The sequence below is a fragment of the Synechococcus sp. CBW1002 genome, from assembly GCF_015840915.1.
Classification (GTDB): Bacteria; Cyanobacteriota; Cyanobacteriia; order PCC-6307; family Cyanobiaceae; genus CBW1002.
Genome location: NZ_CP060398.1, coordinates 1,047,378 through 1,061,988, shown reverse-complemented (window position 1 = coordinate 1,061,988; position 14,611 = coordinate 1,047,378). Strand labels below are relative to the sequence as shown.

The following is a 14,611-nucleotide window of genomic DNA, read 5'->3' as shown; positions in this document are numbered from 1 at the left end:
GGGACGGACAGAGGCGCCACAGGAGAAGCCAGGTTCTGAGTGGTGGGTGTCATGGTATGACTTTTTTACAGTGACGTGGGGCCGGAGATGGCAGCTGCCACTTGGCCAGGTCCACCGAACATGATTTCTTCGATGATTCTCGATCGCCTGGAGGTGAGCAGGTTGGGCTGCTGCGTTCCAACAGTGCTATGGCGACTCGCTGAAGAAGAAGCCCATGCTCAAGGTTCCATCTGACCCGGCTCAATTCTGCGGTTATCTGCATCAGCTGGGCCTGCTTCTGCAACTGGTTTCATTCCAGAAGGTCTTGATCGCTTCAAGGCTTCTGGTGTTGGCTGGTTGATGGGGATGGCGGTTTGTTGCATGACGCTGCATTGATTGCCCTCCGCGCAGGGTTCGCGATGGGAGGCACCCCAGCGGACGGATCGCGTCAAGCTTGCCCTGATTTTGATGTGATCTTCGCAACAAACGCCCGGGGCTTATTTCTGTGCCTGCGCTCTGAGGTGGAAGCGATGCGTGATGGTCGTGGCTCGATTGTCAACGTTGGGTCGGTTGCAGGTCAGTGTGCATTGCGAGGGGGCAGTCTTTACAACGCCAGCAAGAGTGCGGTGACCCTGTTGACCAAGTCGGCGGCGGCGGAGTTTGCGCGATGGGGTGTTCGGATCAATGAGGTGTCTCCCGGGCCGGTTCTAACTCCGATGCTGACAGGTTTCCTTGAGAGCACAGAACATACGTCTGCACCGATGGCGGCAGATGAGGTGGGTGCCTTTTATTGGACAGTTCCGGCCCCTGACATCGTTAACCCAGGACGGGTGGAACATGGTTCGGCCTCAGTGTAGACCGCGTGGGGAGTTTTGCCTCCAAGGGAACTGTGAGGTCTTACATGGCAATACCGCCACAGGAAGCGGGCCAGGCTGATTTCAGCGTCCCAGCCATCGCTGTATGCCCGTAGGTAGACCTCCTCGTACTTGACAGTCCTCCACAGCCGTTCAACAAGGATGTTGTCGTAGCACCGCTTTCTGCCGGACCAGCTGATCTGGATCCGCTCCCCTTTGAGTCTGGCCACAAAGTCAGCGGACGTGAACTGACAGCCTTGATCGGAGTGGAAGATCTCTGGCCTACGGCCGCCTCCCAAGGCCATCTCCAGGGCCTCCAGACAGAACTTCGTGTCAAGGCTGTTGGAGAGCCTCCAGCTGAGCACATGCCTGGAATGGAGATCCATGATCGCCACCAGATAGAGGAACCCTTTCTGCAGAGGGATGTAGGTGATGTCGGTCGCCCAGACCTGATCCACCGACGTGACCTGCGTGAGGTCCACCAGGCAGGGGAACCGCACGGACGGATCACCTGGAACCGTCGTCCGGGGCTTCTGGTAGATCGCCCGTAATCCCATGCGCCGCATGAGGTTTCGCACTCGATCTCGGCTGATCGGGATACCATCTTGGGCCAGATAGTCCACCATCCGGCGGCTGCCGCTGCAGGGATCCTCCAGGTAGAGAGCATCGATCCTGGCCATGATCCGCAGCGTCGATACACGGACCGGTGTCGGCCGGTAGTACAGCGTGGATCGAGGCAGCCCCAGCAGCGCACACTGCCTGCTGATGCTGAGCTCGGGGTGGTCGTGATCGACCAGCTTGCGCAGTTCACGGGCATCAGAGCAGTTGAGACTTTTTTTTGAGCCACTCCAGCTCCATCTGCAGCCGTCCGATCTGCTGGAACAGCTCCGCCTCCTTGGCCTGCCCCTCCTCCTTGTCCTTGGTCTTCTTGCCTCGGGTGAAGAGCTCGCTGGCACCGTCCAGGAGCTGCCGCTTCCACTGGCTCACCTGGATCGGGTGGATGGCGTGGTCGGCGGCGATCTCCTGGATCGTCTTGCGGCCACTGATCGCCTCCATGGCGACCCTGGCCTTGAACTCGGGGCTGTGGGTGCGGCGCTTGCTCATCGGTGGGAGCCCCTTTCAGGGGCGGTACCCCGCCTCAGAGGTTAACGATGGGGCCTGTCCAGAAAAGCCAGACCACCTCAAGAGAACCTGGCATCCGGTTTGCCGCTCGGTGGGATTCTCTCGCCCCAGGACATTGCCGACAGTGTCCTGTTTCTTTGCTCCCAGAAGGCTGCACACATCACGGGTGCGACTCTGGTGGTGGATGGTGGATTCGTTCTCGGTTGATCGTGGCAGGCTTGATTTGTGGAGATGCAACGACAAATCTGGCGGGATCAGGTGAATGGGTCCGAGCTGAACGCGCTCCTCACCTCTGTCGACAGGACTATGCATTCCTGTTCGATGTGCTGAGGTTTCGATATGCTTCAGGGAGATATGGATAATGCCTTCAATCTGCCAGGAGCGCAGATTCTGCTGACCGGCGTGCCGAGCGGTGGCCTTTCATTTTTTTCATTGCCAAGCCAGCGGCCAGAAATCATGTTGCAGAGTGCTTTTCTGATGATGTCTCATCGACACAGCGCGATCGCTTTATCGGAGCTGAAAGCTGTGAACATGACCAAGTCACAGGAGAGACCTGGGCTTGAGTTGAGGCTCAGCTTGGACTGCATGGGGGTCGCGAGGATCGAACTCGCCTAAGGCGGATTATGAGTCCGCTGCATTCACCAGATTGCTAGACCCCCAGGGATCTGGCCACAGCTAGCTGGCTTGGGCCTGACGCGGCCCAGGGCCAGCACCTGTCCTCCCCCAGTCGAGGTGGACAGACGCACGTTTACCAGAGACCCCGAATCGGAGGCGGGGACCACTGACGCTGCGGCCTGTCCACCGGAACCACCGCCGCACCGCCGCTGCCGATGCTGGAGGAAAAGCCGTTGGGCACGTCTTCGGTCCGCCAGTAGAGCGGGCTGCTCTGCTGGCCCAGGAGTTCGGTGGCGGTGTTGTGCAAGGCCGAGGCATCCCAGACGATCCTCTGATCCGGGAAGCCCAGACCCATCACCTTGGTGCCGCCGTTGCCACCCATGGCAATGCCGAACAGATCGGTGATCTGGTGGGTGATGTCAATGCTGCGGGCAAAGGTGGGTGTGTAGGTGAAGAAGCGGTTCTCCACCAACTCGGCGGTGGTCTGCACCACAGCGCACCGAGTCACTTCCACTGGCCCGGCGGCGTTCATTCCGGCAGGGCCACTGCCCGCCAGCGGTGCTTCCAGAGTGGTGGTGCACACCACCGGACCGGTCTGGGCCTGCGCCGGCATGAGCGGCAGCATCAGCGTTGCGGCGGCACTCAAGCCAACCGCTCGCCGCCCGAAGCGCCCTGACCAACCTGAGGTTCCGATGGCTCCCGGACGGGGGGCTCGCCTGCGTTGCATCGCTCTACCGGCCTGTACCGGGGATACCCGTTTCGCCCTCAAACTAGGCAGGCCCGGGCTCCTCCACCAGCCCCCGTCAGCCACCTGCGCGACCGATGCCCCTTCCGTCCCATCCCGCCGCCGCCACCGCCATGGGCGCGATCGCCGGAACCCTGGCGGAGCAGCGGGCCGCCCTGCTGCCCCTGTTGGCCTCCAGGGCCTACCGGCACGGCACGTTCACCCTGGCCTCCGGCCGCAGCAGCGACCACTACGTGAACTGCAAACCGGTGAGCCTGGCCGGCCCGGGGCTGGCCCTGCTCGGTGCCCTGCTGCTCGACCAGGTGGAACCGGAAGCGGTGGCGGTGGCGGGCCTCACCCTGGGGGCCGATCCGCTCGTGAGTGCGGTGGCGATGCGCGCGGCCCTGGATGGCCGCGAGCTCGATGCCCTGATCGTGCGCAAGGAAGCCAAGGGCCACGGCACCGGCGCCTGGCTGGAGGGCCCGCTGCCGGCCGCGGGCAGCCGCATCACGGTGCTGGAAGACGTGGTCACCACCGGCGGCTCGTCACGCAAGGCCGTGACCCAGCTGCGCGAAGCCGGCTACGTGGTGGAACGGGTGGTGACAATCGTGGACCGGCAGGAGGGGGGCCTCGAAGCGATGACCGCCGCCGGCCTGGATCTCCGCAGCCTGTTCCTGCTGGAAGAGGTGGCCGCCGCCGCTGCAAGCGCCACAGGCGGCTGAGTTGCAGCTCTGGGCCTATCGCAGGTTCAACACCTGGTGACCCGCTCATCCACCATGGCTGCGACGCCGGCCTGCCATCCCCTCCCATGAGCAACGCCATCAGCCCCTGGGACCAGCCCCGCCACAGCGGCTGCCTCGTCCAGCCCGTGAGCCTGCTGCGGCTGGACGGTCCCGACACGCGTTCCTTCCTGCATGGCCAGACCAGCCAGGCGGTGGCCCAGGCCGCACCTGGCCAGTGGCTGCGCACCTGCTGCATCAGCCCCACCGGCCGGATGCGGGCCCTGGCGGAGGTGCTGGTGGACGCGTCCGGCGCCTGGCTGGCGATCACCGCCGGCGATGGTGGCGCGGTGCGGACCGCCTTCGATCGGGTGCTCTTCCCGGCGGATCAGGTCCAGCTGGGCACGCTGCAGACGGGCTGGTTGATCACGCCGCTCAGCCCCGGCACCCCGGCGGAACGGCCGGAGCCGGCGGGGGGAACCTGGAGGGCCGTTGGCGAGCCGCAGGCTGAACCGCAGGCCTGGCTGCTCGGAGAGGAGCGGCTGCTGGTGCAAGGCGACGACCCTCTGCCGGCCGGCCTGGTGGCGGATCTGCCCGCAGCCTTCTCCAGCGGCGCCCCGCTCAGCGCCAGCGAGCACTGGAGGATCCAGCGGGGCCTGCCGGCCGCTCCCAACGAACTGAACGACGACACCAACCCCTTTGAGCTGGGCCTGGCCGAGCGGGTCAGCCTCAGCAAGGGCTGCTACGTGGGCCAGGAGACCCTGGCCAAGCTGGCCACCTACGACGGCGTCAAGCAGCAGCTGCGGCGCTGGCACCTGGCGGATGCCACGGCGGCGGCGGCCTGCACCGAACCCGGCAGCGAATTGCAGAGCGCCGACGGCAGCCGCGCCGGGCTGATCACCTCCGCCCTGGAGCTTCCCGATGGCCAGGGGCGGATCGGCCTGGCCCTGGTCCGCCGCCGCCACCTGGATGCGGTGGAACTGCGGGCCCTCGGCCAGGGGGAGCCTGAGTCTGGAGTGATGGTGACGCTGTCCTGCCCTGAGGCCTTCGCGCCACCGCCGGTGGGAGCCGGCTCTGCCGCCAGGCTCTGAGCGGAACGCAGCGGGAGGGGCCGAGACGGGCGATCCAGTGGCGTTCAGGCCAGTGGCGGGCGGGCGTCAGTCCCGATCCAGGAGCCAGCGGGCCACCGCCCAGGTGGCGAGGCTGTCGTCGCGATTGTATTGGAAGATCCGCTGCAGCCGCCCGGGGCTGTGGCGGCCACGGACCCGATCCTGATGCCAGTGGCGCCACTGCCGCCACCACAGCAGGCAGCGGGCTCCATCGACGCCGGGCTGGCTCCAGTGGAACCCGAGCCAGCCCGCCACCGGCTTGAGGCCATAGCCGTTCACCGGCAGGCGCCAGTGGCGCCGCAGCCGCGCATGCACGTCCACCAGGCGGCTGCGCAGACGCAGCACCTCCGCTTCGCTGGCGCCCTGGCGCTGGGCCAGGCGCAGGAGGGCCAGCGACTCGGTTTCGCCGTAGTGGAGCAGGGGCCAGTCGGGGTAGCGCGCCAGCAGGCGCCGCAGTCGGGCCCAGAGCCGGGGCTCACCGTGTTCCTGCAGGGCCAGCACCGCCAGATAGCGGCCTGTACGGTCTGCGCCGGTTCCCACCGGCCAGCACCCATCAGCGCCACGGGGCAGCACCAGGAAGCCGTGCAGGAAATCGTCGCGGGCGTCGGGATCGGATTCGATGTCGTAGAGCAGCACCCCCGGGGCCCGGGCCAGCTCCGGTAGGGCGGGTGCGGGATCGAGCCGCTCGGGGATGCCGCTGGCCTGCACCTGCGCCTGAGCCACCAGGGTGGCCGCGATCTCGCGGTGCTGCTCGCCATGGGCCTCGAGCTGATCGGCCAGCTGCTCAGGGTCGGCGGCCGCCAGGTCGGTGAGGCGGGCGATGCCGAGTCCCAGCAGCAGCTCGCGGCGTTTGCCGCCGATGCCGCTCACCTCACTGAGATGGCCCTCCCGGGCAGCTTCCCGGTCGCAGTGCCCCCGCCAGCAGCAGAGGGTGCATTTCTTGCGGTCGTTCACCAGCGGCGGCGGCTGGTCGTGGTTCAGCTCCTGGCCGAGGCGCTCGAGGCTGTCGTCCAGTTGGCGCATCAAACCACTGCTGAGGGCCAGCCGCTCCCTCTCCAGACGCCGCCCCTCGCCCGCCACCACCAGCCCCTCGGGCACCGGAGCCTGCTGGTGCTCGGCCAGCAGCCGGCCCCAGAGGGCGAGCAGCAGCCGGTGCTCACGCGTCACCCGGCGCCCCTGTCGGGCCAGCACCGGCCGGTAGCGGAAGGCGCCCCAGCGGCTGTCGCCCTCCAGCCGCTGCAGCAGGCTGGGGTGGGCTTCAACGGCCTGGCCGCCGCGGGTCCGTCCCCGCAGGCGCACGCCCACAACGCCGGCCTCCCCTCGGGCACAGGCCGCCTCACCGTGGCCGGGCCGGCTGGGCAGCAGGCTCTGGAAACTGCGCAGCTGGTCCTGCAGGGCCAGGGCCCGATGGGCGCTCCAGAGGCGCTCTTGCGGCGGGCCATGGCGATCGAGCCAGGCCCGCCGCCGGCAGCGCAGCCAGCCCCGCAGCAATCGGTCAGTGAGGGGAGCGTCAGTGATCGGAGCGGATCCAGTCGGCTGGGCCATCGCCGCAGGCTAGGGAGGCGGTGGCCTGCCCACCGGCCGGCACCCGGAAAGGCACCGGCGGGCGGGTGGGCTGCTACGACCAGGGCAGCGCCGCCTTGATTTCGCCCCCATGGCCTCTGCCCCCCTGCCCCTGGAGGCCAGCCCGATCGTCTTCGGCACCGATGGCTGGCGCGGCATCCTCGGGGTGGACATCACCGTGGAGCGCCTGCTGCCGGTGGCGGCCGCCGCGGCGCGCGAACTGGAGCATGCCGCGCCCGAAGGCCTCAGCAGCCGCGAGGTGGTGATCGGCTACGACCGCCGTTTCCTGGCCCCCGAACTGGCCGAGGCGATCGCAGCGGCGGTGCGCGGCGCCGACCTGGTGCCGGTGCTGGCGGACAGCGCCATCCCCACCCCCGCCGCCAGCTGGGCCGTGGTGGAGCGCGGCGCCCTCGGGGCCCTGGTGATCACCGCCAGCCACAACCCTCCCGAATGGCTGGGTCTGAAGATCAAGGGCCCCTTCGGCGGATCAGTGGAAGGCAGCTTCACCAAGCGGGTGGAGCAGCGGCTGGCGGCGGGCGGCATCACCGTGCCGATCCCCGGGGCCACCCTGCGCTTCGATGCCATGGGGAGCTACCTGGCGGGCCTGCGGGCGAAGGTGGACACGGCTGAGCTGAGCGCCGGACTGGAGCGGCTGGGGCTGCAGGTGATCGTCGACCCGATGCACGGCTCAGCGGCCGGAGGCCTGCCCCGCCTGCTGCCGGAAGCTGCCGCTGCAGACCACCTCCGCGAGATCCGCTCGCATCGGGATCCCCTGTTCGGCGGCAACCCACCCGAGCCGTTGGCCCCCTATCTGGGCGAGCTGGTCGCCGAGGTGCGCGCCTCCACCCTGGCGGGCCGGCCGGCGGTGGGCATCGTCTTCGACGGTGACGGCGACCGCATCGCTGCAGTCGATGAACACGGCCGCTTCTGCAGCACCCAGCTGCTGATGCCCCTGTTCATCGACCACCTGGCCCGTGCCCGCCAGTTGCCGGGCACGGTGATCAAGACCGTGAGCGGCTCGGACCTGATGCAGCAGGTGGCCGAAGACCTGGGCCGCCCCGTGATGGAGAAGGCCGTGGGCTTCAAGTACATCGCCGCCGAGATGCTCAGCGGCAGGGTGCTGGTGGGCGGTGAGGAATCGGGTGGAGTGGGATTTGGCATGCACCTGCCGGAGCGGGATGCCCTGTTCGCGGCCCTGTTGCTGATCGAGGCCCTGGTGGAGGGCGGCCTTCCCCTGGGGGCCCGCATCGACGCCCTGCAGCAGCGCTGCGGCGGCGCCGCGGCCTACGACCGCCTTGATCTGCGCCTGCCGGACATGGCGACTCGCAGCCGTCTGGAGGCTTTCCTGGCGGACACCCCGCCGGCGGAGGTGGCCGGCGCCGCGGTGCAGGAGGTGATCACCACCGATGGCGTCAAGCTGCGCCTCGGCCCCAGCCACTGGCTGATGCTGCGGTTTTCGGGCACCGAACCGTTACTGCGCCTCTACTGCGAAGCCCCGAGCCAGGACCGGGTAGACGCCGTGCTGCACTGGGGGCGGCAGCTCGCCGAGGGGATCTAAGCCGGGTCGCTCTCCAACCGCTGCACCACCGATGGCCGCCTCTTCCTCCCCAACATCCGTGCTGGTGATCGCCAGCGGCAATGCCGGCAAGGTGCGTGAGTTCAGCCATCTGCTCGCCGGGCTGGGCCTGGAGATCCGGCCCCAGCCGCAGGGCCTGGAGGTGGAGGAAACCGGCAGCAGCTTCGCTGAGAACGCCCGCCTCAAAGCCACCGCCGTGGCCCGCGCCACAGGCGCCTGGGCCCTCGCCGACGATTCGGGCCTGGCCGTGGAGGCCCTCGGCGGAGCTCCGGGCGTGCACTCGGCCCGCTACGCCGCCACAGACTCCGCCCGGATCGACCGCCTGCTGAAGGAGCTGGCCACCGCCCAGAAGGCTGACCCGGTCGCCAGCCGTGCGGCCGAGTTCATCGCTGCCCTGGCGGTGGCGGATCCCGGCGGCACCATCCGTCTGGAGGTGGAGGGGATCTGTCCGGGCACGATCCTCGCGACGCCGCGCGGATCCGGTGGCTTCGGTTACGACCCGGTCTTTTTCGTGGAGGAAGCCGGGCTGACCTTCGCGGAGATGGCCAATACGGAGAAAGCCCGCCTCGGCCACCGCGGAAGAGCCTTCACCCTGCTGGAACCCCAGCTGCGCGCTCTGCTGGGCTGATCCATCTGGCGAGGTTCGGTAAGTCAGGACTTCAGCGGTGCCCAGGCCATGGTGGCGTTGAACTTCTGGCACCAGATCAGCACCGAGCCCTGCTTGCTGAGATCGATCGAGGCGGGGATGGTGTAGCTCTGCCCCCCTTGGCTCGTTTTCAGGGGCGCCAGGATCGTGTAGCTGCCGGGCTTGAGCGGGTAAGCGGGGGCCTTGCTGCTGGCCAGGGGGGTGGGGGACGGGCTGAAGACGATCTTCAGATCGGGGGCCGTGTCGCTGGTCTTGAAGTCCTTGCTGAGCTTGAGCACCTGCTTGCCGCCTTCGCTGTGGATCGAGAAACCACCGCTCACAGGTTTCTCCCCCATCCGGAAATTCCCCTTGGCCATGGCAGAGGCCGTCATCCCGGCGGCCTCTTTCTGCATGGGTTTGGTCATCGGTTTGGACATGGATTCGGCATGGAGCGCCGCACCCCAGAGCAGGGTGGCGCCGACCAGGGCCAGGGCAGAGGAGCGGGCCACGGGTGAAGAGAACAAGGTCATGACGAACGAGGACTGGGGGTGTGAGGGTGGGCAGAGGAGGTACCGGTGGGATGAGGTTTCGGATTGGGACGCCACCATTCCCGCCCACGGCAGTGCTGCAGCCGCTGCCCGTTCCGCCAAACCGATCAGGCTGCTCAGCGGTATCCCCATCAGACGGTGCCTGTTGATGGCGCCTGCTGACAGAGCCTGATCGGCCACTTCCCAGTGGAATTCCCTCCTCAACAACCGAATGTCGCTGCCGCCAGGCCCCTGGTGCAGGGGCTCGCGTCCGATCCGCCGAGCCCCACCGATCTCGGCGCGCTCTACGACGCCTACGGCGGGCCCGTCTTCCGCCTGGCGCTGCGGTTGTGCCGCTCGAACCAGGAGGCGGAAGACCTCTGCCACGATGTCTTCCTGCGTTACTGGAGGCAGGACCGCTACGAGCCCTCCCGCGGGCCGGTGCTGGCCTACCTGCTGCTGCTCACCCGCTCGATGGCGATCAACCGCCTCAATCAGCGGAGCAATCGCTGGCAGCTGGTGCAACGCTGGTCGGAGCAGCTGTTCCCGCAGGCCGTGCGCAGCCCCCAGGAGTCCGCCGAGGCGGATGACCTCAGCCAGCGGGTGCGCCGTGCCCTCGCGACGATCCCCGCCAATCAACGGCAGGTGCTGGAGCTGGCGTATTACGAAGGCCTGAGCCAGTCGGCGATCGGGCAGCGGCTGAACCTGCCCCTGGGCACCGTCAAGACCCGTTCCCGCCAGGGCCTGATCCGCCTGCGGGAGTTGCTGATTGATTTCCGGAGCACACCATGACACCGCACGACGCCAACCCAGAGGCCACCAACCCGGACGCCGCCGTCGATGCCCTGCTGGCCGGCCATGCCCTGGGGGATCTGGACGAAGAGGAACGGGAGCAGCTGACGCTGTTGCTGCTGCAACGACCGGAGCTGCACCAGCGGCTGGAGGACTTCCGCACCACCCTCGAGCTGCTGCCCCTGGCTCTGCCGGCGACGCAGCCGGCACCAGAGGGCGTGCGTCGCCGCTTGCTGAGCCCGGCGCCGCAACCCCAGGTCAGCCGCCGTGTGGCCGCTCCGTCGTGGCTGGTGCCTGGCCTGCTCTCCCTGGGGCTGCTGTTCCTCGGCATGGAGCTGCACCAGACCCGTCAGCAGCTGGCGCAGCTCCAGCTGACGGTGCCGCCTTCGGCCACCCTCATGCCGGCCAGCCGGCGCCTGCCTCTGCGGGCGATGGAGGGCCGCGACCAGGCGTTCGGCGAGGTGCTCGTGACCGGCAGCCCCACCAACAACATCCTGATGCTCAATGATCTGCCGCCGCCGCCGCCCCACCATGTCTATCGGCTCTGGGCCAACGTGAACGGCCGGCAGGTGGGCTGCGTCGCCTTCAAACCCACCGCCCAGGGCCATGTGGCCATGCTGATCCCGCCCTTTCCCACCAGCCAGGCCAGCAGCCTCAGCGTCAGCGTGGAAGCCGACCCCCTCGGCGCGGCACCCACCGGCCCGCGGGTGCTGACCAGCACGATCTGAGCCGCCATCGCGGCAATCAGCCTTGCGGCGCCTTCCTGAAACTCCTCATCCCCTATTCATCGCGTTTTCATCTCTCATTGGAGAGGAAAGCCGACAGGCTGGTTACTGTAAAAGATCAGGCAGAGCGCAAAGGGGAAGCCCTTGGGCCAGCTGGCAGCAATTTTAGTCGCGACCGCGATCATGGGTCTAGTGGCGCCGCCCATGATGCGGCTGGCCCTGTTGCCTGTCGAGACGTCTCGACAGAAGAGCAATTTCTCCCTAGCTGAATCCAACGCGATTGCCGTTTGAAAGCAGGCTGCAGAGGTGGGCCGGGTCGACTTAAAAGGTCTGACCATTCCTGAGATCTGCGAACAGTTCTGGCCGGACGACAATGCTATTCCCACCGGCCATAACACCGTCGTGGATAACTTCGTGGAATGTAAGATAGGTGAGGAGGGGGACAAATTCTTTGCAGTGGCCTGGCAGCCCTTGTATCTGAGTAGCGAACTTGGCGCTGGCGACGAAACCGAGGGAGAAGCTGATATCTGCTATAGCCTTTACGATAAGAATGGTGATTGGCAAAGTGATAATGAAAAAAGCGACTTGAATACGACGGCCAGAACGTATTCCGAGGCTCAGCCTCAGAGGTCGGACAAATTGCATTGGCGACCAAGTCTCCCCTGGGGAAATCGGTTTCCAGCAGTGACGAGCTTTATGTGCGGGTTCACGACATCAGCGATGAAGATTGCTCCAAAGTAGATGCCTCGGTCAAGCCGCCCCAGATCAGCTCCGGAGGTGACGACGACACCGAGCCCAAGCTCTGCAAGGTGCCTGACGAGGATGACAAAAAATATAAAGATAATCCTGACGGTGATGCCTGGAATAAGTATGGGGGAATCATCCGAGCCAAGAATTGGGAGAAGAACAGAAGAGTTGACGATCAGAGCCCTAGTCCGGGTAGTGAGGTCGACTGTACCGAAACCCTCACTCTGGAGTTCGATGATTGAGGCCTGGACATGAATCTTGTCGCCCTTCTGATCGCCGCCACCCTGCTCGGTATCGGAGCTCCCTTCATGGTGCAGCTGCTCTCGACGCCACTGCGCAGCAATACCGATCTCACCGGTCAGACCGCCGCCGATGCTTTCGCCGAACGGCTGCAGATTCAGCTGCGCCGCTCTGACGGCAATCTCACATTGGATGACAAAGGAGTTCTATCGCTTGATGGCAATGAGATCACCGCACCCGAGGGCTGCAATTTCAGCGACGAAAGCAAGGGGGCGAGTGGCATTTTCGTGAAATGTCCGAAGCCAGCGTCGCTTGATCCTGGCGTCGCCGCCCTGGTCACCGCAGCCCCCTGCGAGTCCGATCTCTTTCCCGCCCCCTGTCCCAAACCCTGAAGGCTCGGTTTGATTCCGCCATGGCTGAGCAGTATGAGCACACTGCGGCAACACCCTGATGACTGCGGACCGATCCCCTGGCTGTGTGGTCTGTGGTGAGCCGGAGGCAACGCCGGGAGTGCCGCTCTGCCGGAATCACCTGGAGTGTTGGCATGCCTATCTGGTCGACTGTGACGCCTCCTGCCGGCCGGTGGATCCTGGCCGCTGGCGGCGTGATGTGCTCCTGCCAGGGCGGCAGACAGCTGGGCGGCTCCCTGCCTGGCTGAAGCGGATCGTGGTGCTTGGGGGTAGCGACTTCCGCAGCTGGAACAGGAGTGACGAGCCCTTGCTGCAACCGGAGGCCACCCCCGATCCCGCCCTGACCCGCTGGTGCGACAAAACGGTGATGGATCGCATCCGTTTAGCCGAGACCTGGTCGAGTGTGCTGGTGTACGTGGGCGGCGTCGTGCTGGCGCTGCTCTTCCTGCTCGTGATCGTCTACGCCTTTGGACCAGAACCCAACTTGGCCTTGGTGCAGGTGGGGCTGATGGGGTTCGCGGCCGGGCTCTTGCTGTTCTACGGCGGCATCTACAAGGAACAGCTCTGTCACATGCGGTACCACCGCACCCGATTGACCCGGGAGCTGGTCGATGCCTTCCAACGCCCCCCACTGCACGAAGACACCTGAATGGGATCACGGAATTCGTTGAGCTACATGGTTTGAGCCTCGGGGCCTGGACCTACCCCAGGGGTGCCCAGCTGCCGTGCAATCCGTAGGGAATCGCCAGCGGCAGTTCCAGCACGGCCTGCTCGCTCAGGTCGGCGGCATGGAGGATCACCAGATCGCTGGCACAGCGGGCCCCGTTCCAGACCAGGTTCAGCACCCAGCCGTCGTCTTCTGCGCGGGGTGCGCTGGTCGCGGTCGCAGGCCGCGGCACCATCACCGGCTCACTGACGAAGCCCCGCGGCGCCGCACTCCAGACCCGGCGCTCGCAGGTGTGCAGATCAAGCTTCTCGATCGCCTGCAGCGGAGCGTTGCCCCGCTCACATTCGGCCACCGCCGTCCAGCCGTAGCGGGCATCGAGGCCCTGGCGCTCGGGGTTCACCATGGCGAACTCGCAGCAGCGCTCCTCCAGCACGGTGCTGGCGGCGGTGCGGTGCTCCAGATCGATGCGGGTGCGCACCAGGCGGCCAGCGGGGAGGGTGTCGAAGTCCACGGCGCGGAAATCCACGCCCGGATCAATCGACGGGAAGTCGTCGTAGAAGATCGAATCCACCACCAGCTCGCCTGTGGCGGCATCCTCGAAGGCGTTGAGGTGGTGGAACACGAAGCCCTCTGGCGCTGGCACCACGATCGGCGCCGTGGGTTCGGCGGCGGAGTCGCCAGCGGCCGTGGCGCCAGGGCGCGGCACGATCAGGAAGTGGCCCTGCTCGCCGGGCTTGGAGGCCAGGCACTGGGCCGCCCCCTTGAGACCCGCCACGAAGGGGAGGGGGTTGAAGGCCACGGCGTTCTGGAGAAACACGGCGTAGCGCGGTGTGATCGCGAAGTCGTGCAGGAAAGCGAAGCCGGCCACGCTGTCGTGACGGTCAGCCAGCAGCTGGCCGGCGCGCGGGCCGCTGGCGGCGAACTCCATCAAGCGGATCGTGCTGCGCGGGCCGGCCTTGACCCCGAAGGTGACCATGCGGGCCTCCCCGTGGTGCCCGGGATCGAAGCGGGGATGGGCACTGAAGGCCTCCCCCTTGCCCAGCACCCCATCCAGCAGCGTGAGGCCTCGGGTCTCGAGTGTGTCCGGATCGAGGGCGTGGGGGGAGCTGGCCTCCCACAGGGCCAGCAGCTGATCGCCGAGCCGCACCACATGGGTGTTGGCGATGTTCTTCATGCGCAGATCGAAGGCATTGGCCAGCAGGCCACCGGGCTTCTGGCTGCCGAAGACGCCGCGATAGAGAAAGCGGCCCGCGGCCTCCTCCTCCAGCCAGCCCTCGGTGCGCACAAAGCGGTTGGTGAGCACGGCCTGGCCCGCCTCGAAGCGCAGGGCGGTGATCATGCCGTCGCCATCGAAGGGATGGTGCAGCCAGTGGCCGCCCCGCTCCAGCCGGCCCGGCCCGTTGCGGTAGAGGGTGCCGGCCAGGTCCGGCGGAATCGTGCCGCGCACGGCGTTCAGCGGCACCCGATCCAGTTCGCCGAGCACATTGCGGAATGCACTGGCCCAGTCGGCTCGGTCGTAGGCAGCTCCCGATCGGCCGGAGGCGGATCCGGCTGCTGCCGATCCTGTGGGGGATCCGGGGTCACGACTGGGGGCGAGGGTCATGGGGAGGTGGGGAG

At 66.8% G+C, this 14,611-nt stretch carries 18 protein-coding genes and 1 tRNA gene; 12 read left to right on the top strand and 7 right to left on the bottom strand.

Annotation, left to right across the window (positions count from 1 at the left end; translation table 11 throughout):
* Nucleotides 1-398: 398 nt before the first annotated feature.
* Nucleotides 399-836 (top strand): SDR family NAD(P)-dependent oxidoreductase, encoded by a 438-nt coding sequence (locus H8F24_RS20115; RefSeq protein ID WP_197171240.1) that lies wholly within the window; start codon nt 399-401, stop codon nt 834-836.
* Here the strand turns inward: H8F24_RS20115 and H8F24_RS05035 are convergent.
* On the bottom strand, nt 767-1,600 hold the full coding sequence (locus H8F24_RS05035; RefSeq protein ID WP_231598221.1) for an IS3 family transposase: 834 nt from the start codon (nt 1,598-1,600) through the stop codon (nt 767-769). The genes H8F24_RS20115 and H8F24_RS05035 overlap by 70 nt on opposite strands.
* Nucleotides 1,601-1,649: 49 nt before the next feature.
* Nucleotides 1,650-1,937 carry a transposase gene (locus H8F24_RS19200; RefSeq protein WP_231597691.1) on the bottom strand — a complete coding sequence of 96 codons (288 nt, stop codon included), beginning with the start codon at nt 1,935-1,937 and terminating at the stop codon, nt 1,650-1,652.
* A gap of 99 nt (nt 1,938-2,036) precedes the next feature.
* Here H8F24_RS19200 and H8F24_RS20110 point away from each other — a divergent pair, with 99 nt between their 5' ends.
* Both H8F24_RS20110 and H8F24_RS05025 read left to right on the top strand, forming a co-directional pair.
* The gene (locus tag H8F24_RS20110; RefSeq protein ID WP_197157946.1) at nt 2,037-2,162 is read left to right on the top strand and encodes an SDR family oxidoreductase; all 126 of its coding nucleotides are present in this window, start codon (nt 2,037-2,039) and stop codon (nt 2,160-2,162) included.
* Nucleotides 2,163-2,294: 132 nt separating this feature from the next.
* Entirely contained in the window at nt 2,295-2,570 is a 276-nt protein-coding gene (locus H8F24_RS05025) for a hypothetical protein (protein ID WP_197157947.1), read from the top strand.
* Here the strand turns inward: H8F24_RS05025 and H8F24_RS05020 are convergent.
* Nucleotides 2,542-2,614 (bottom strand) — tRNA-Ile (locus H8F24_RS05020). The genes H8F24_RS05025 and H8F24_RS05020 overlap by 29 nt on opposite strands.
* A gap of 89 nt (nt 2,615-2,703) precedes the next feature.
* Nucleotides 2,704-3,195: an Occludin/ELL family protein gene (locus H8F24_RS05015; protein WP_197158995.1), complete on the bottom strand. Its 492-nt coding sequence runs from the start codon at nt 3,193-3,195 to the stop codon at nt 2,704-2,706.
* Nucleotides 3,196-3,428: 233 nt separating this feature from the next.
* On the opposite strand from H8F24_RS05015, the gene pyrE reads away from it, so the two are divergent.
* Together pyrE and H8F24_RS05005 are read left to right on the top strand one after the other, a co-directional pair.
* The gene (gene pyrE, locus H8F24_RS05010) at nt 3,429-4,016 is read left to right on the top strand and encodes an orotate phosphoribosyltransferase (RefSeq protein WP_197158996.1); all 588 of its coding nucleotides are present in this window, start codon (nt 3,429-3,431) and stop codon (nt 4,014-4,016) included.
* Nucleotides 4,017-4,102: 86 nt separating this feature from the next.
* On the top strand, nt 4,103-5,104 hold the full coding sequence (locus H8F24_RS05005; RefSeq protein WP_197157949.1) for a folate-binding protein YgfZ: 1,002 nt from the start codon (nt 4,103-4,105) through the stop codon (nt 5,102-5,104).
* 66 nt (nt 5,105-5,170) lie between these two features.
* Here the strand turns inward: H8F24_RS05005 and H8F24_RS05000 are convergent, their stop codons facing one another.
* Nucleotides 5,171-6,667: a TM0106 family RecB-like putative nuclease gene (locus H8F24_RS05000; protein ID WP_197157951.1), complete on the bottom strand. Its 1,497-nt coding sequence runs from the start codon at nt 6,665-6,667 to the stop codon at nt 5,171-5,173.
* 109 nt (nt 6,668-6,776) lie between these two features.
* Here H8F24_RS05000 and H8F24_RS04995 point away from each other — a divergent pair, with 109 nt between their 5' ends.
* Entirely contained in the window at nt 6,777-8,243 is a 1,467-nt protein-coding gene (locus H8F24_RS04995; RefSeq protein ID WP_197171238.1) for a phosphoglucomutase/phosphomannomutase family protein, read from the top strand.
* A 31-nt stretch (nt 8,244-8,274) separates the two neighbouring features.
* Entirely contained in the window at nt 8,275-8,889 is a 615-nt protein-coding gene (gene rdgB / locus H8F24_RS04990; RefSeq protein WP_197171236.1) for an RdgB/HAM1 family non-canonical purine NTP pyrophosphatase, read from the top strand.
* 23 nt (nt 8,890-8,912) lie between these two features.
* Here the strand turns inward: rdgB and H8F24_RS04985 are convergent, their stop codons facing one another.
* Nucleotides 8,913-9,416 (bottom strand): DM13 domain-containing protein, encoded by a 504-nt coding sequence (locus tag H8F24_RS04985; protein ID WP_231598107.1) that lies wholly within the window; start codon nt 9,414-9,416, stop codon nt 8,913-8,915.
* A 204-nt stretch (nt 9,417-9,620) separates the two neighbouring features.
* Here H8F24_RS04985 and H8F24_RS04980 point away from each other — a divergent pair, with 204 nt between their 5' ends.
* The 5 genes from H8F24_RS04980 to H8F24_RS04960 all read left to right on the top strand — a co-directional run bounded on the left by H8F24_RS04980 (nt 9,621) and on the right by H8F24_RS04960 (nt 12,976).
* Entirely contained in the window at nt 9,621-10,205 is a 585-nt protein-coding gene (locus H8F24_RS04980; RefSeq protein ID WP_231598106.1) for a sigma-70 family RNA polymerase sigma factor, read from the top strand.
* Complete coding sequence (locus H8F24_RS04975) at nt 10,202-10,933, top strand: anti-sigma factor (RefSeq protein WP_197157956.1); 732 nt, start codon at nt 10,202-10,204, stop codon at nt 10,931-10,933. The genes H8F24_RS04980 and H8F24_RS04975 overlap by 4 nt, the downstream gene beginning before the upstream one ends.
* A gap of 641 nt (nt 10,934-11,574) precedes the next feature.
* Nucleotides 11,575-11,919, top strand: coding sequence for a hypothetical protein (locus tag H8F24_RS04970; protein ID WP_197171234.1), 345 nt, complete (start codon nt 11,575-11,577; stop codon nt 11,917-11,919).
* Between the two features lie 9 nt (nt 11,920-11,928).
* A complete protein-coding gene (locus H8F24_RS04965; protein ID WP_197171232.1) occupies nt 11,929-12,309 on the top strand; it encodes a hypothetical protein in 381 nt (126 codons plus the stop codon).
* 58 nt (nt 12,310-12,367) lie between these two features.
* A complete protein-coding gene (locus tag H8F24_RS04960) occupies nt 12,368-12,976 on the top strand; it encodes a hypothetical protein (RefSeq protein ID WP_197171230.1) in 609 nt (202 codons plus the stop codon).
* Nucleotides 12,977-13,028: 52 nt separating this feature from the next.
* On the opposite strand, the gene H8F24_RS04955 is transcribed toward H8F24_RS04960, so the two are convergent.
* Entirely contained in the window at nt 13,029-14,597 is a 1,569-nt protein-coding gene (locus H8F24_RS04955) for a carotenoid oxygenase family protein (protein WP_197171228.1), read from the bottom strand.
* Nucleotides 14,598-14,611 lie beyond the last annotated feature (14 nt).

What these genes read in the sequence shown, in the direction of transcription:
- H8F24_RS20115 (WP_197171240.1), top strand. Translation starts at nt 399, where the DNA reads ATGGGAGGCACCCCAGCGGACGGATCGCGTCAAGCTTGCCCTGATTTT.
- H8F24_RS19200 (WP_231597691.1), bottom strand. Translation starts at nt 1,937, where the DNA reads ATGAGCAAGCGCCGCACCCACAGCCCCGAGTTCAAGGCCAGGGTCGCC.
- H8F24_RS05025 (WP_197157947.1), top strand. Translation starts at nt 2,295, where the DNA reads ATGCTTCAGGGAGATATGGATAATGCCTTCAATCTGCCAGGAGCGCAG.
- H8F24_RS05015 (WP_197158995.1), bottom strand. Translation starts at nt 3,195, where the DNA reads ATGCTGCCGCTCATGCCGGCGCAGGCCCAGACCGGTCCGGTGGTGTGC.
- pyrE (WP_197158996.1), top strand. Translation starts at nt 3,429, where the DNA reads ATGGGCGCGATCGCCGGAACCCTGGCGGAGCAGCGGGCCGCCCTGCTG.
- H8F24_RS05005 (WP_197157949.1), top strand. Translation starts at nt 4,103, where the DNA reads ATGAGCAACGCCATCAGCCCCTGGGACCAGCCCCGCCACAGCGGCTGC.
- H8F24_RS05000 (WP_197157951.1), bottom strand. Translation starts at nt 6,667, where the DNA reads ATGGCCCAGCCGACTGGATCCGCTCCGATCACTGACGCTCCCCTCACT.
- H8F24_RS04995 (WP_197171238.1), top strand. Translation starts at nt 6,777, where the DNA reads ATGGCCTCTGCCCCCCTGCCCCTGGAGGCCAGCCCGATCGTCTTCGGC.
- rdgB (WP_197171236.1), top strand. Translation starts at nt 8,275, where the DNA reads ATGGCCGCCTCTTCCTCCCCAACATCCGTGCTGGTGATCGCCAGCGGC.
- H8F24_RS04985 (WP_231598107.1), bottom strand. Translation starts at nt 9,416, where the DNA reads ATGACCTTGTTCTCTTCACCCGTGGCCCGCTCCTCTGCCCTGGCCCTG.
- H8F24_RS04975 (WP_197157956.1), top strand. Translation starts at nt 10,202, where the DNA reads ATGACACCGCACGACGCCAACCCAGAGGCCACCAACCCGGACGCCGCC.
- H8F24_RS04965 (WP_197171232.1), top strand. Translation starts at nt 11,929, where the DNA reads ATGAATCTTGTCGCCCTTCTGATCGCCGCCACCCTGCTCGGTATCGGA.
- H8F24_RS04960 (WP_197171230.1), top strand. Translation starts at nt 12,368, where the DNA reads ATGACTGCGGACCGATCCCCTGGCTGTGTGGTCTGTGGTGAGCCGGAG.
- H8F24_RS04955 (WP_197171228.1), bottom strand. Translation starts at nt 14,597, where the DNA reads ATGACCCTCGCCCCCAGTCGTGACCCCGGATCCCCCACAGGATCGGCA.